Genomic DNA, 14027 nt, shown 5'->3' on the forward strand with positions numbered 1-14027 from the left:
GACAAATTGGGTTCAATCCTCTATATTTTTGTTAGTCATAACTAACATTTAGAGGACGTGTAAAATGAAAAAAGATACAAAGGATAAAATTCTTGCTGCTGCAACAAGCTTAATGACTGAAAGGGGCTACTCCAATGTCTCTGTGAAAGACATTGCTTTAACTGCTGGAGTGAGTGAAATGACTGTTTTTCGTCATTTTGAAACAAAAATGGGGATTCTACAAGCTGTGCTAGATAGACATTCTTATATTCCATACTTTGAACAGTTATTTGCTCGAGATTTATCAGGAAATCTAGTGAATGACTTACAGCAAATTGCTAACGCTTATCTAGCTTTTATGGAAAAAAATAAAGCAACATTTCTCATTACTACACAAGATAGAAGTATACTACCAGGAGTAATGGAGCTTATTTCGGATAGCCAAACCAAACAATTACTAAAATTATTGGAAGGTTATTTTCAAGTCCAAATCCAACAGAGAAAGATGAAGGATATTGATACAAATGGGCAGGCCACTGTTTTTTTAACGAGCCTTTTCGGTTTCTTTGTATCCAATGCATTTTGGGATGATCATTTTTTAAAAAACCAAAAGGAAAGTTTTGTTGATCATTTAGTAGCTACTTTTGTGGGTGGAGTCTGTATTTAATGCTCTACCCACAAAGCTTTCATATATTTTTTAAATAAAATGTTAGTTATAACTAACTAACAAATTAAAGGGGATTCAAACATGAAGGAAAAAAGAAATGTTATAGTAGCAATTTTACTATCTGCAGCATTTGTGTCTATTCTCAACCAGACTTTATTACTCATAGCTATGCCGCCCATTATGGAAGATTTTAAGATTCATGCTAACTTAGCACAATGGCTCACGACGGTTTATTTATTGACGAATGGAATTCTCATCCCCATTACAGCATTTCTAATCGGTCGTTTTTCAAATCGATTGCTGCTAATCGTTGCCCTCACGTTATTTAGTATCGGTACATTTTTAGGTGCCTTTGCACCAACTTTTACAATTTTGCTTCTCGCAAGAATTATTCAAGCAGCTGGAGCAGGGGTGATTATGCCGTTAATGCAAACGATTTTATTAACGATGTATCCAAAAGAAAAACGGGGTTCGATTATGGGGCTAGCGGGTCTTGTAACAGGTTTTGCGCCAGCAGTTGGCCCAACTTTATCTGGCTGGATTTTAGAACACCTTACATGGCGACATTTATTTTTTACTGTCCTACCTGTTTCGGTCATTGTGTTAACAGTAGCGACGATTTTTATGAAAAATGTAACGACTACAAAAGAGGGAAAGCTAGATGCTCTTTCAATCGTGTTCTCTTCATTAGGGTGGGGAGGTTTGTTATATGGTTTTAGTATTGCAGGAACAGCAGGCTTCCAGTCAATGCAGGTTGGTGTCACATTAGGGATGGGTGGGACGATGTTAGCTTTATTTATTAGGCGACAGCTACGATTACCCAAACCCATGCTTGAATTTCGTGTCTTTCAATCTACTATGTTCTCTATCACAACCTTCTTATCAAGTTTGGTCTATGCCATTATGATTGGTACACAAATACTATTAACCTTTTATATTCAAAACGTGCGTCAACTTTCTGCACTTGAAACAGGATTAGTTTTATTAATTGGTGCTCTAGTGATGGGCTTTATGTCTCCAGTGACAGGGAAGATTTTCGATAAAGTTGGAGGAAAGGGCTTAGCACTAGTAGGATTCACATGTATTTTTATTGGAACAAGTCTGCTTACAGTGATATCAATGAATACGAACCTTTTGCTACTGGCAGGGGTGTTTACGATGATTTCATTTGGGATTTCAATGATTATGATGCCCCTAACAACGGCTGGCATGAATGCGTTACCTACATATTTAATGGCCCATGCAACAGCAATGACTAGCACATTGCGTATGGTTGGGGGTGCATTAGTGACGGCATTACTTGTAACGATCATGAGTACTGTGACTACTTTACAACATGAGTTGGGAGAAGCTGATGCGATGCTAAATGGTATTCGAACTGCTTTTATTGCCACAACGATTTTAAGTAGCATTGGACTACTATTGTCTCTATACGTAAGGAAAGGGCCAAGTACTCATTAACCTCTATTTCTAATACGCATAAAAATAGCCTAAATAGAGAAACTAAGGGGAGAAGAGGCTTCACGATTTTAGAAAAGAGGTGCTTTTTGTGGATCCAACAAATTGTGATTTTTCACCAATGAAAGAAACATTAAAAGATGAGCTTCTCCAAGTGATCCTGTCCTTACAGCACAGTGTGCAGGAAATGGATACAGATACAAATTGTCTCCTCGGTAATTTTGAGAAAATTAAAGAGAAGTTTATGACAATTGAAATGAAAGCTGCAACGTTCTATTTAAATTGTTATCTTTCCCCGTTTACTGAAAAGTATCCAGAGCTATCACACAGTGTGCAAAATATGTCTTTGAGAAGACATGGTGGTTTAATTGTCATCCAACGACAGGATACTTTAGAGAATCTGATTCAGCCTGGTATTCATATTGGGGCAGATTTAACCCATTCTTTATTAGAGTCAATTTTCTTCCCTGGTAATCCACTTCACGATGGCGCAGTACTTGTCAATCAAAATCAAATTGAGTCAGCAGCAAATGTACTGCCATTATCAGAGCGTTATACAGGGGAAAAGAAATTAGGTACAAGACATCGTGCTGCGCTGGGATTGAGTGAAGTAAGTGATGCACTGATAATGGTTGTATCAGAAGAAACGGGTAGAATATCTTTTGCTCTTAAAGGGAATTTATATCCTGTAACAACACCTGGCATTATATAGGGAGTCTCCCTATGTGAAAAAATATCTCGAATTCAAGATATTTTTCTTGCGGAAGTGTCACTTGCGTGGTAAAGTGATAACTGAAGGGAGGATGAAGTCATGAGAAGAAATCATACATTAGGTACCCTAACGTGGATTCGTATGATGCGTTTTACAACACAAAGTAATCAATTATCGAATGAATTTTTAAAGCGTTTCGACTTAACGACAGCTCAATTTGATGTGTTAATCCAAATCAAAACATATGCCCCGATTACACAGTGTCAATTAGCAGAAAAAGTAACTGTAACGCAAGGTGGCATGTCTCGTATGCTTGCCCGACTAGAAAAAGAGGGACTAATCGAGCGTAAACAAAATTGGAAGACAAAAACCATTTCGTTGACATCAAAAGGGGAGCAAATGATTGATGCGGCAACACCGAGTCAACTTCACTTCCAGTCTTCATTTTTTGAAGAAGTATTAACAGCTGAGGAAATAAAATCTTTATATATTGCGATGACAAAGCTTGAAAAACATAGCCGAGAAAAAAAATTGCCGCCCGTGTAATTTTTTTTGTGAAATCACTTGCTTAGTCAAGTGAAAATGATGAGGAGGAACAATTAGGATGAACAAATTAAGCGGACACCATCATATATCCATGCTAACGAAAAATGGTAAACAGAATAATCACTTCTACACAACTATTTTAGGGTTACGACGTGTGAAAAAAACGGTGAATCAAGACTCACCTTCCATGTATCACTTGTTTTATGGAGACTTAACAGGAGCAGCAGGTACAGAATTAACATTTTTTGAAATGCCTGTTGCAGGACGTACAGTGCGAGGGACGAATGCTATTACACGTATTGGCTTACTTGTACCTAGCTCCGAAAGCCTACTATATTGGAAAGAACGCTTTCAGCAGCTAGAGGTTAAACATAGCGATATCACTACTTATGCAGGCAAAGAGGCTTTATTTTTTGAAGATCATGAAGGTTTACGGATGGTATTGTTAAACCATCAAGGACAAGAAACGCCTGCTCAATGGCAACCATGGGATGGAAATGATATACCGGAGGAACATCGTATTTTAGGCATGGGAACGATTGAAATCACTGTGCGCTATTTACAAAGAACGGTCAATTTATTACAAGATTTATTTCACTATACAGTTATTGCAGAAAAGGACAAGGAAATGGTCCTACAATCGATAGAAGGGGAAGTGCTTGGCGAGATTGTTGTCAAAGAATTAGAAGGACCAAGCGAGAAACCTGGTAAAGGCAGTATTCACCATCTTGCGTTACGTGTTGCAACCGTTGAAGAATTACAGCAATGGGATACCAAAATTAAGGAGCTTGGATTGGATAGTACTGGTGTGGTTGATCGTTATTATTTCCAAAGTCTATATTTTAGAGATCGTAACGGTATTTTATTTGAAATGGCGACAGATGGGCCAGGGTTTACGGTAGATTCAGCAGTCGAAGAACTTGGCAAAGAGTTAGACCTCCCGCCATTTTTAGAAGAGAGACGTTCAGAAATTGAAGCTATTTTAGAACCGCTAGAATAAGGAGAGATAACACATGATGGAAAAATATCGTATTGATCAAGCACAAGGACTCGAATTCGGACTGTACTCTTTAGGTGATCATATCCCTAATCCACTAACGGGCGAGCGTATTTCTGCTCAACAACGACTAAAAGAGCTAGTCGAGGCAAGTCAATTAGCAGAGCAAGCTGGAATTGATGTATTTGGCATAGGTGAAAGTCATCAGTCTTATTTTACAACACAGGCACATACGGTCGTGTTAGGTGCTATCGCACAAGCAACTTCGACCATTAAATTGTCTAGCTCCGCAACCGTATTAAGTGTTTCAGACCCTGTACGAGTATATGAGGATTTTGCCACAATTGATTTATTATCAGATGGTCGTGCAGAAATTGTAGCGGGACGTGGTTCACGTGTAGGTGCCTATCACTTATTAGGTGTTGATTTACAAGATTATGAAGAAATCTTTGAGGAAAAATTAGAGCTTCTTATGAAAATCAATGACGAGGAGCTTGTGACTTGGGAAGGGCAATTTAGAGCACCTCTCCACCATGCACAAATTTTACCGCAGCCAAAAAACGGCTCGTTGCCAATATGGCGTGCGGTGGGTGGACCACCTGCCAGTGCCATTAAAGCAGGTTATATGGGCATTCCGATGATGCTTACAACATTAGGTGGACCTGCTATCAACTTTAAACCATCAGTGGATGCCTATCGCGAAGCGGCAGAGCGCAAAGGCTTTGACCCAAATGAATTACCTATTGCCACAACAAGCTTGTTTTATGTAGCAGACACAACAAAAGAGGCATTGCAGGGCATGTATCCACATTTAAACGGTGGTTTCCAAGCTATTCGTGGTGGGGGCTATCCAAAGCAACAATTTGCACAAGCGCCTGATACACGTGATGCTTTAATGGTGGGCAGTAAAGAGCAAATTATTGAAAAACTACTTTATCAATACGAACTATATGGCATGCAACGCTTTATGGCACAAATCGATTTTGGTGGCGTACCCTTCGAAAAATTGATGAAAAATATTGAAATCATTGGTAATGATATAATTCCAGCGATAAAAAAACACACAGCAAAATAAGGAGTGGCTCATTATGAAAATTGTCGCACTTGCGGGTTCTATTGTCGGCTCAAAAACAAGAACAGCTACGCAAAAAATTGTCGAGATGTTACAAGAAAAATACCCACAGCATGAAGTAACATTACTAGATCTTGCTGACTATCAGCTAGTTTTTAGTGATGGACGTAATTACTTTGAATATGAAGGCGATACAAAATACGTGACGGAAACCCTTATGGCTGCAGATGCAATCGTTATTGGGACGCCAACATTCCAAGCATCCATACCAGCTACCTTAAAAAATATTTTTGACCTTTTACCTGTCAATGCCTTCCGCGATAAAGTCGTCAGTGTTATTGTTACAGCGGGTACATCCAAGCATTATTTAATGGTGGAACAGCAACTAAAGCCGATCCTTGCTTATATGAAAGCGCACATCGTACCGACCTATGTATTTATAGAAGAAAAGGATTTTTTACGTAAAGAAATTGTCAATGATGATGTCCTTTTTCGTTTAGAACGGTTAGCGGAGGATACCGTGATGGTTACAGAGGCTTTTGCAGAAATTCGGGCCAAAAAAGATGCTGAATATGATTTTTAAAGATTAATAGAAGAAACGCTGTGAAGTAGTCTGACACAGCGTTTCTTTTTATGTCAAGGCTAGCTATTTGACCATTCAAACCATCGTGCATGCCCATCTGGACGCGCCATTGTACGAATGGATTCTATAGTGCCTTGATCTATAAAATCTTGATGAAGTTTTGTATCAAATAAATTGTTATAGCAATGATAAAGAGGTCGCTCTAGGCTAATTTCTTTTAATTGCTCTATTAATGTATGACGTAATTCAATTGGTATTTGATTTGCGACATGTGTATGATAAATCACTAACATCGCCTCTTGCTCTATTGTTCGACTGAGCTCTTTAATCAGTTGAATCGCATCCCCTTTTACCAACTGAATATCTAATTGATTGATGATGGGAAGAGCCTGATTGAATAACATTCTACGTTCATGATGTTCAGGCCAAATTAACGCTTGAAGCCATTGACTTTCTTCTTTATTACCAAGATCAATTGGGTGTAAATCGATTCCTATTCTCTGCCAAACAACAGGAGGCTTTGACAAAGAGGCAGGCAATGTTTCACCACGATTTTCTGAGATCAACACCATATCATTCTTAGTATTAGTAATCGCTACGTGTTGGTTATAGCAATAATTGTAGTGATCCATACCAAGCTGAAGACCTGCACTTGCGCCAATTTCGATGAAAGCCAATGGTTGTTGATGTTTGGCGTAGATTTCAGTCATCATTGGGTAGAGATACGCACAACGTCGAATTTCATTTGTTTGTACAAGCTTTTCTTGAAACAATGTCGTTAATTCATTTGTATGTGACAGTACAAATGCTTTAAAAATAGGGAACACCTCCTGTATTGGATGCGGGAAAGGTGTGAAAGATGCATAATAATTTGTCAAAGGATCATTGGATGTAGCTAATAAATAATGAACTGCTGCCAACAATAAATTGGGTGCAGGCTGACCCTGTGGGATCAAGGAGGCAATATCTAACAAATCTTCATCATCGGCAATTTTATTTGCTAAATGTTCATACAGCGGGCTTGAGCCTTGACATTCCTGTTGTGCAAACATCTGAAATTGACGACTTAATATCGTGTGCTGCATATGCTTCGCTCCTTTTGCATACATAATCTAGTTCATCATTAGTCTATTCTTATTGTATAATTTAGTAAATTAAATATATTTAATAAATTTAATTAAGATTATTAATCAATGAGGTGAGGTTTTGGAATATAAATGGTTACAGTCTTTTATCGTCGCAGCCCAGACCTGTAATTTTCGTACAGCAGCGGAACAACTTCATTTATCCCAGCCAAGTATAACGGTTCATATTCAGCAGTTAGAGGAATTTCTACATGTACAATTATTTAAGCGTGAAAAAAATCGTGTGCAATTAACAGACACTGGAAGGCTTTTTCAAGTAGAGGCACAGGAAATGGTCAAACAGTGGGAACTAAGCATTGAACGGATTCGATTAGCAAGTAAAGGTATTCAAGAAAAGGTTATGATTGCTATGACCCCGTTAATGGTTGAAACGATTCTACCACATGTGATCTATCAATTTATCAATGATAACCCTTCAATTGAGATCTCAATTTTAGTAGAGGATTCAGCTAAAATAGAGGATTTAGTCAATCAGGATCAAGCTCATATTGGCATTTCATTATTACCAACACGTTATCGACATTGGCATCAAGAACTGCTGATCGATAGCCCATTAGAGTTAGTAATTCCCCTTGATGCCTATGATGATGAAACAGGCACGTATATTGATTATGAGGAGTTATTTCAAACGTATACTTTATTTACGCACCATCATCCAACAATTTGGGGAGAGCTATTACGTAAATTACGAGAAAAATATGTTTTAACGAAGCAAGTATCCATTTCTCAATCCTATGTGGTGAAAAGGCTAATAAAGGATGGTTTAGGGTTGTCGTTTTTACCTCGTATGATTGTAAGAAAAGAACGCATGGAGGGCAGGTTTAATATAGTTCCTTTTGAAGATTTCCCATTACCGAGTGTACCCGTATACTTGTTTTATAAGGAATCTACACAAGTGCCAGATGGATTAGTAGATTTATTACAAACTAGAAATTATTTATAATTCACAAGATGGTCAAAAATGATAATGAAATGATGGTGTTCTGTGTAAGGGTTTTCATAGAGTTTATCGAATTGTGGTATGATCGTTTTTAGAGAGTAGGGGGGTCAATAAACATGGTATTTTCTCTTTTTAAAAAAAAGAAAGAGCCACAGCAGCTAAAAAATAGAGTGGAGTTTTGTATCACTAATTTAGCACTTGGTGCGGCAGATGCGTATGATGTATTAATAGAACGGGATGATATTGAGATAGAGGAGTCTGGTTGTACATCCCATTGTGAAATCTGTGAGCAAGGTATTTTTGCCATAGTAAATGGAGAAGTTGTGACAGCAGATGACGCAGAGACATTGGTACAGGCTATTGATGAAGAATTAAAACAAAATCCACTTTTCTAATGAAAAAACAGCTTGCTGGAGCACAAGCTGTTTTTTGATGGAAATGTAATTACCAACCACGAACGTATTGTACGGGAGGCTGCACGTCTTCTCCTAGCTCTTTAGCTGCATGTAGTGCCCAGTAAGGGTCTCGTAATAAAACACGCGCTAAGAATATTAAATCTGCACGATTATTTTGGAGTATCTCTTCGGCTTGAATGGCTGTGGTAATAAGACCAACTGCACCAGTAGGTAGATCGGCCCCATGCTTAATTGCTTCTGCATGTGGTACCTGATAGCCTGGAAAAACATTGATAGCTGCTGGTACAACGCCCCCTGTTGACACATCAACTAAATCAACACCCTGAGATTTCATCCAGCGGCTAAAAACAATAAAGTCATCCATTGTTGTACCATCTTCCGCATAATCTTCCGCAGAGACACGTACCAATAAAGGACCGTCCCATACACTGCGAACAGCATCGATGACTTGACGTAGAATGCGATATCGATTTTCCTGTGAGCCCCCATATTGATCTTGACGCTTATTCGTAGCAGGTGATAAAAACTCACTAATTAAATAGCCATGTGCGCCATGAATTTCTAGTACATCAAAGCCAGCCTTTGCAGCTCGAATAGCTGCTTGTTTAAATGCCTCGATGACATAGTGAATGTCCTCTTCTGTCATTTCTGTTGGGGTTTTATAGTCTGAACTAAAGGCAATAGCTGATGGAGCAAAAATTTCGCCATCTACTGTTGCTTTGCGACCAGCATGTGCAAGCTGGATGCCTGTTTTAGCGCCGTAAGCTTTCATCCCCTCAACTAATTGACTTAATCCTTCGATATGTGCATCATCCCAAATCCCTAAATCCTTATTTGAGATACGACCTTCTGGTACAACACCAGTAGCCTCTAAAATGATTAAGCCTACTTGACCAGCTGCACGTGTTGCATAATGGACGAAATGAAAGGGTGTCACCATGCCATCGTCTTGTGCTGAGTACATGCACATAGGGGCCATCACAACACGGTTTTTTAAGGTGATAGATTGCAATGTATATGGTTCGAATAATTTACTCAAAATAAAGCCTCCTAATTCCTAGTGATACACTCTATTTTGCACATAATGCTACCCATTTGCAAGTGAACGAGATCGTGCCTCCGCTTCTTTAATGCAGGCTTCGATGGCTTCATTAAATTGATATTGCTCTAATGCCTGTATGCCTGCCTCCGTCGTGCCACCAGGACTCGTCACCTTTTTGCGTAAGACATCTGGTTCATCTAATGACTGCTTGAGCATCTCAGCTGTCCCCGCAAGTGTTTGAGTCATAAGCAAGCGCACCGTATCTTTCGATAAGCCTACCTTCGTCCCTACTCGTTCAAAAGCCTCCATTAAATAATAGATATAAGCAGGGCCGCTACCTGAAAGGGCTGTGACAGCATGTAACTGATCCTCATCGACTTCAATAACAGAGCCAACAGCCTCTAATAACTGGAGGAAAAGGATACGCTGGTCTGCAGCTATCTCGTTATTGAATGCAATGCCACTTGCTGACATACCGATTGTAGCGGAAGTATTCGGCATCACCCTTGCTACTGGCCGACTCCCTAAAAATTCTGTGATCGTATCAATCGCAATGCCAGCTAAAATAGATAATACAGCCGTGTGCGCTGTAAGTTTAGGCTTTAAATCACACATAGCAGCAATAGCATCTTTCGGCTTCATTGCTAAAATAACCAGATCTGCCTGTTGAAAAATCGCATGATCAAACACACAATGGACACCATATGTTTCATGCAAGAAATGTAAGCGTTCTTTGTCAGAGCGATTGGTGACATAAATTTCCTGTGGTGTAAACACCTTTTGTTTAATCCAGCCTTGCATCAATGCTTCCGCCATTGAGCCTGCACCGATAAATAAAATTTTTTTCATGAACAATACCTCCAGTTCAAAATAAAAAAGCGCTCTCGTCCTTATCTAGAAGGACGAAAACGCTCTCGTTTCCGCGGTACCACCTTTGTTTGCCAATTGTTGGCACAACTCTTAGCCCTCTTATCGCAAGGGAAACGGTTATGTTTGCATAACTGCTCAGAAGTAGGTTCGGTAATGGGAGCGGGTGATGTTACTCTCAGCAAATGTAACACTCTCTAACACCTTCACCAGTTACGTACTCGTCTTCTTCAACGCACATAAATAATTAGATTATTCAAAATTATAGTGAGGAATAGGCAACCTGTCAACAGGAGGATGACGAAAACAGAAAAAACTTGTAAAATAGAATGAATCAGTATTCACAAGTGCGTGAAAAGGGGGAAACAACTTTGTCTATATACAAAATAGAAATACCAACACCCTATGCAGTAGGAGATGTCAATGCATTTATTGTAAAAGGCGATGCACTTAGCATTTTTGATGTTGGTCCAAAAACAATGGAAGCCTATGATGCTTTAAAATGGGGGATTCGAGCAGCAGGCTTTGACATGCATGATATTGAACAGGTTGTGTTAACCCATCATCATCCAGATCATGCGGGATGGGTCGATGCTTTTCCACATGCAGAAATTTTAGGGCATGCCTATAATGACAAATGGCTTCGTCACGATGAAGACTTTTTACGCTATCATGAACAATTTTACAGTGAACGTTTATTGGAGCATGGAGTACCACAAGAATATATTACAAAAAGTGTCCATGTTCGTCGTGAATTGGAGCTTGTAGGGGAACGCCCATTAACTCAAATTTTGGCAGATGGAGATGAAGTGCCTGGGCATCCAGGATTAAAGGCAATCGAAACATTAGGTCACGCACAAAGTCATTTCATTTTTTGGGATGAAAAAACTCATCATGTGATTGGTGGAGATTTATTGCTTGAAAAAATAACGCCCAATCCATTAATAGAGCCACCATTGGATCGTACTGTAGGACGTACAAAATCTTTACTACAATATAATGCATCCCTAGAAATTCTACGTCAATTACCTGTCAAAATGATGCATACAGGGCATGGAGCAGAGCTAGAGGATATTCCGTCGTTAATTGATAAACGATTAGAGCGACAGCACCAACAATCAATGAAGGTTTTTGAATTGTTAGGCGATGATCAATTAACAGTTGTCCAAGTAACAAAACGCTTGTATCCGGCTATCTTCCAGCATCAGCTTGGTTTAACTTTATCTAAAACACTTGGTCATTTAGATTATCTAGAGGCCAATGAGTATATTACGTCAACGAAGACAGAAGCAGGTATCTATTTATTTCAAAGGAAGTAGGTTTATACATGAAACATCCTAACAAAACGATCTTTGTGACAGGAGCTACAAGTGGGGTTGGCTTAAAAATAACTGAATTATTAGTAGCTCAAGGGCATACCGTTTATGCCACAGGTCGCAATGCCGTTGCACTAAAGGTGCTAGAGCGTTTAGGTGCTCAAGTGATCCAAGCAGATTTAACCAATCTACATACACTTGATGATGTTTGTGCCCAGCTACCACCGATTGATGTAGCGATTCTTTCAGCAGGTGTAGGAAAGTTTGCTGTAGCCCCTGCTTTACAGGATGAGGATATTGCGCAAATGATCGAATTAAATGTTAGTGTACCAATTTATCTTGCCAAACGATTAGCCTCTAAGATGATAGAGCGCAAACAGGGTCATTTAATATTCATTGGTTCTCAGGCTGGGAAGGTGGCTACACCAAAAGCGAGTGTCTATGCTGCGACGAAACATGCTATTGTCGGTTTTACCAATGGATTGCGTATGGAATTGGCTCCATACAATGTAAAAGTGACAGCCATCCATCCTGGTCCCATTGATACACCATTTTTAGATAAAGCCAATGATACAAGTGGCTACCGAGAATCCTTAGGGCGCTTTTTATTGTCAGCGGAGGAAGTAGCACAAGAGACAGTGAAAACGATTGATCGTCCTGTTCGTGAGATGAATCTGCCTAGAATTATGGGATTATCGAGTAAATTGTATGCATTAGCCCCAGCGACCATAGAATGGTTGGGCAAATCATTTTTTCATAAGAAATAGCAAACTGTAAACATGCTTCAAGGGCATGTCTACGGTTTTTTTTCATATTTATACATACGTGTAGATATAGTAGTGAAGAGGAAGCGATGAAAAGGAGACTTTGATGTATACAATTGGTCAAGTTGCAAAATTTTTAGGAGTTTCTAGAGATACCTTAAAATTTTACGAAGAAAAGGGATTAGTAAATCCCCAGCAAAAAAGTGAGAATGGCTATAGAATATACGATCATTTTGATATATACGATATCACAACAATCAATTTTTATAGAGAAATTGATGTTGAAATCAAAAAGATTCAGGAATTAAGAAAAGGCAAGAGTATAGATGACATCCAATCAATGTTAGTAGAAAAGGAACAAGAAGTATTAGAGGAAATAGCTTATAAAAAGCTCCAGCTTGTAAAAGAGGGTGGGAAAAACATCAAAAGGCCACGAATGTTGTGAAATTAACGTTTCGTGGCTGAATATTAGCTATATAGCTTTATATGTAGGAAACGCGAACACTTGATACATCTATATTTACGCGAATATGGCTTACCATTCAGTGTGCATGAAATCGTGTATATTTCGTGACATTGTAACTCCGTATTTTTCTAGCACTACCCCAATTAGATTATGTACTTGTCCCACCAGATGAAGTGCCACGACCTCAAGATCCTCTACATCGTCTATCATTGCTTCCTGCGCTTGATCTACTTGAGGGAGCTGGTTGAATTACACATAGAATTATTTTTACACCAAAACGTTCAGGCTGTCCTAATGTCCCATAATTAGATCTCCTTTTTAACTCCAGAGACATTGCATAAATATTTGATCCTCTATGTGTTTCTTTACAATCAAAAGGATATAGATTTTAATAAAGTACTAAGTATGCCACTATATTTAATAAACTTCGAAGTCCCAGCATATTACCCACATGTTCGATTTTTTGCTATTTCGACGTAAATGTAGTTTGAAATAAAGAATGTTTATACATACTGCAGTCAGTAACACAGCTAAAAAACGCTGTGAACTCATTTCATGAACTATTTTATTCCTTATTCATATACAAATTATTTATTACTTCATTAATATCTTTAACTAAATTTTCATTAATACTATAGGTTGTATGTGTATCACTGGCATCCATTATTACACCAGAATCATTATTAATCCAAAGATAAAATGTTTTCTTACCTAGTTTAACTTTATAATTAGGACTAGCCATATCTTTGATACCTTGGTTTTTACTTGCACTATTAAAAGCAGTTGAAAAAAGTTCTATATCTTTTAATTCTGTAATTTTCTTCATGGAATCCTTTTTAATTTCAGAAAAATTTACAGATTTATAAATTTTAATAGATTCATTTTTATTGCTTGAACATCCACTAATTAACGATATTGATAGTATAGTTATAAAATATAAGATTAAATATTTCTTCATTTTACGCCTCCTATGGATGAAAACAAATAAACAACAAAATTTATTCGAAATATGATTTTATTAAGTGAAAACAAGGTCATCATTATACTGATGACCTTG

The 14027-nt window shown here is 38.3% G+C and carries 15 protein-coding genes and 1 pseudogene; 12 read left to right on the top strand and 4 right to left on the bottom strand.

Translation table 11 applies throughout. The annotated features are described in order from the left end of the window. The first annotated feature begins 64 nt into the window (after positions 1–64). The 7 genes from V1L66_RS09245 (at position 65) to V1L66_RS09275 (ending at position 6014) form a co-directional block, all read left to right on the top strand. The gene (locus tag V1L66_RS09245) at positions 65–646 is read left to right on the top strand and encodes a TetR/AcrR family transcriptional regulator (RefSeq protein ID WP_333005169.1); all 582 of its coding nucleotides are present in this window, start codon (positions 65–67) and stop codon (positions 644–646) included. 81 nt (positions 647–727) lie between these two features. Next, complete coding sequence (locus V1L66_RS09250) at positions 728–2107, top strand: MDR family MFS transporter (RefSeq protein ID WP_103118378.1); 1380 nt, start codon at positions 728–730, stop codon at positions 2105–2107. A gap of 88 nt (positions 2108–2195) precedes the next feature. Further along, positions 2196–2816 carry a sporulation-specific diadenylate cyclase CdaS gene (cdaS, locus tag V1L66_RS09255; RefSeq protein ID WP_312125347.1) on the top strand — a complete coding sequence of 207 codons (621 nt, stop codon included), beginning with the start codon at positions 2196–2198 and terminating at the stop codon, positions 2814–2816. A gap of 99 nt (positions 2817–2915) precedes the next feature. Further along, entirely contained in the window at positions 2916–3362 is a 447-nt protein-coding gene (locus V1L66_RS09260; protein WP_312125345.1) for a MarR family transcriptional regulator, read from the top strand. Positions 3363–3420: 58 nt separating this feature from the next. Continuing rightward, complete coding sequence (locus V1L66_RS09265) at positions 3421–4362, top strand: ring-cleaving dioxygenase (protein ID WP_333005167.1); 942 nt, start codon at positions 3421–3423, stop codon at positions 4360–4362. Positions 4363–4378: 16 nt separating this feature from the next. Beyond that, positions 4379–5434 (top strand): LLM class flavin-dependent oxidoreductase, encoded by a 1056-nt coding sequence (locus V1L66_RS09270; protein ID WP_036218710.1) that lies wholly within the window; start codon positions 4379–4381, stop codon positions 5432–5434. A gap of 13 nt (positions 5435–5447) precedes the next feature. Next, positions 5448–6014, top strand: a complete 567-nt coding sequence (locus V1L66_RS09275; protein WP_333005166.1) for an NADPH-dependent FMN reductase — start codon at positions 5448–5450, stop codon at positions 6012–6014. A 59-nt stretch (positions 6015–6073) separates the two neighbouring features. Here the strand turns inward: V1L66_RS09275 and V1L66_RS09280 are convergent, their stop codons facing one another. Beyond that, the gene (locus tag V1L66_RS09280; protein ID WP_016995069.1) at positions 6074–7099 is read right to left on the bottom strand and encodes a DUF2332 domain-containing protein; all 1026 of its coding nucleotides are present in this window, start codon (positions 7097–7099) and stop codon (positions 6074–6076) included. A gap of 121 nt (positions 7100–7220) precedes the next feature. On the opposite strand from V1L66_RS09280, the gene V1L66_RS09285 reads away from it, so the two are divergent. Together V1L66_RS09285 and V1L66_RS09290 are read left to right on the top strand one after the other, a co-directional pair. Then, on the top strand, positions 7221–8102 hold the full coding sequence (locus V1L66_RS09285) for a LysR family transcriptional regulator (protein WP_016995068.1): 882 nt from the start codon (positions 7221–7223) through the stop codon (positions 8100–8102). Positions 8103–8215: 113 nt separating this feature from the next. Further along, positions 8216–8494 carry a DUF1450 domain-containing protein gene (locus V1L66_RS09290; RefSeq protein ID WP_081977492.1) on the top strand — a complete coding sequence of 93 codons (279 nt, stop codon included), beginning with the start codon at positions 8216–8218 and terminating at the stop codon, positions 8492–8494. A gap of 49 nt (positions 8495–8543) precedes the next feature. Here V1L66_RS09290 and namA read toward each other — a convergent pair whose 3' ends face one another. Both namA and proC read right to left on the bottom strand, forming a co-directional pair. Next, on the bottom strand, positions 8544–9554 hold the full coding sequence (namA, locus tag V1L66_RS09295; RefSeq protein WP_052125366.1) for an NADPH dehydrogenase NamA: 1011 nt from the start codon (positions 9552–9554) through the stop codon (positions 8544–8546). Between the two features lie 48 nt (positions 9555–9602). Beyond that, complete coding sequence (gene proC / locus V1L66_RS09300) at positions 9603–10406, bottom strand: pyrroline-5-carboxylate reductase (RefSeq protein ID WP_333005164.1); 804 nt, start codon at positions 10404–10406, stop codon at positions 9603–9605. Positions 10407–10753: 347 nt separating this feature from the next. On the opposite strand from proC, the gene V1L66_RS09305 reads away from it, so the two are divergent. The 3 genes and pseudogenes from V1L66_RS09305 to V1L66_RS09315 form a co-directional block, all read left to right on the top strand. After that, positions 10754–11743 (top strand): MBL fold metallo-hydrolase, encoded by a 990-nt coding sequence (locus V1L66_RS09305; protein WP_176408510.1) that lies wholly within the window; start codon positions 10754–10756, stop codon positions 11741–11743. Positions 11744–11751: 8 nt separating this feature from the next. Then, a complete protein-coding gene (locus V1L66_RS09310) occupies positions 11752–12507 on the top strand; it encodes an SDR family NAD(P)-dependent oxidoreductase (protein ID WP_333005162.1) in 756 nt (251 codons plus the stop codon). A gap of 103 nt (positions 12508–12610) precedes the next feature. Further along, positions 12611–12910 (top strand): annotated as a pseudogene (locus tag V1L66_RS09315) (MerR family transcriptional regulator); the annotation flags it as partial. A 625-nt stretch (positions 12911–13535) separates the two neighbouring features. Here the strand turns inward: V1L66_RS09315 and V1L66_RS09320 are convergent. Further along, the gene (locus V1L66_RS09320) at positions 13536–13928 is read right to left on the bottom strand and encodes a hypothetical protein (protein WP_312125331.1); all 393 of its coding nucleotides are present in this window, start codon (positions 13926–13928) and stop codon (positions 13536–13538) included. Positions 13929–14027 lie beyond the last annotated feature (99 nt).

It is taken from the genome of Lysinibacillus sp. IITD104 (assembly GCF_036698265.2).
GTDB classification, from domain to species: domain Bacteria; phylum Bacillota; class Bacilli; order Bacillales_A; family Planococcaceae; genus Lysinibacillus; species Lysinibacillus boronitolerans.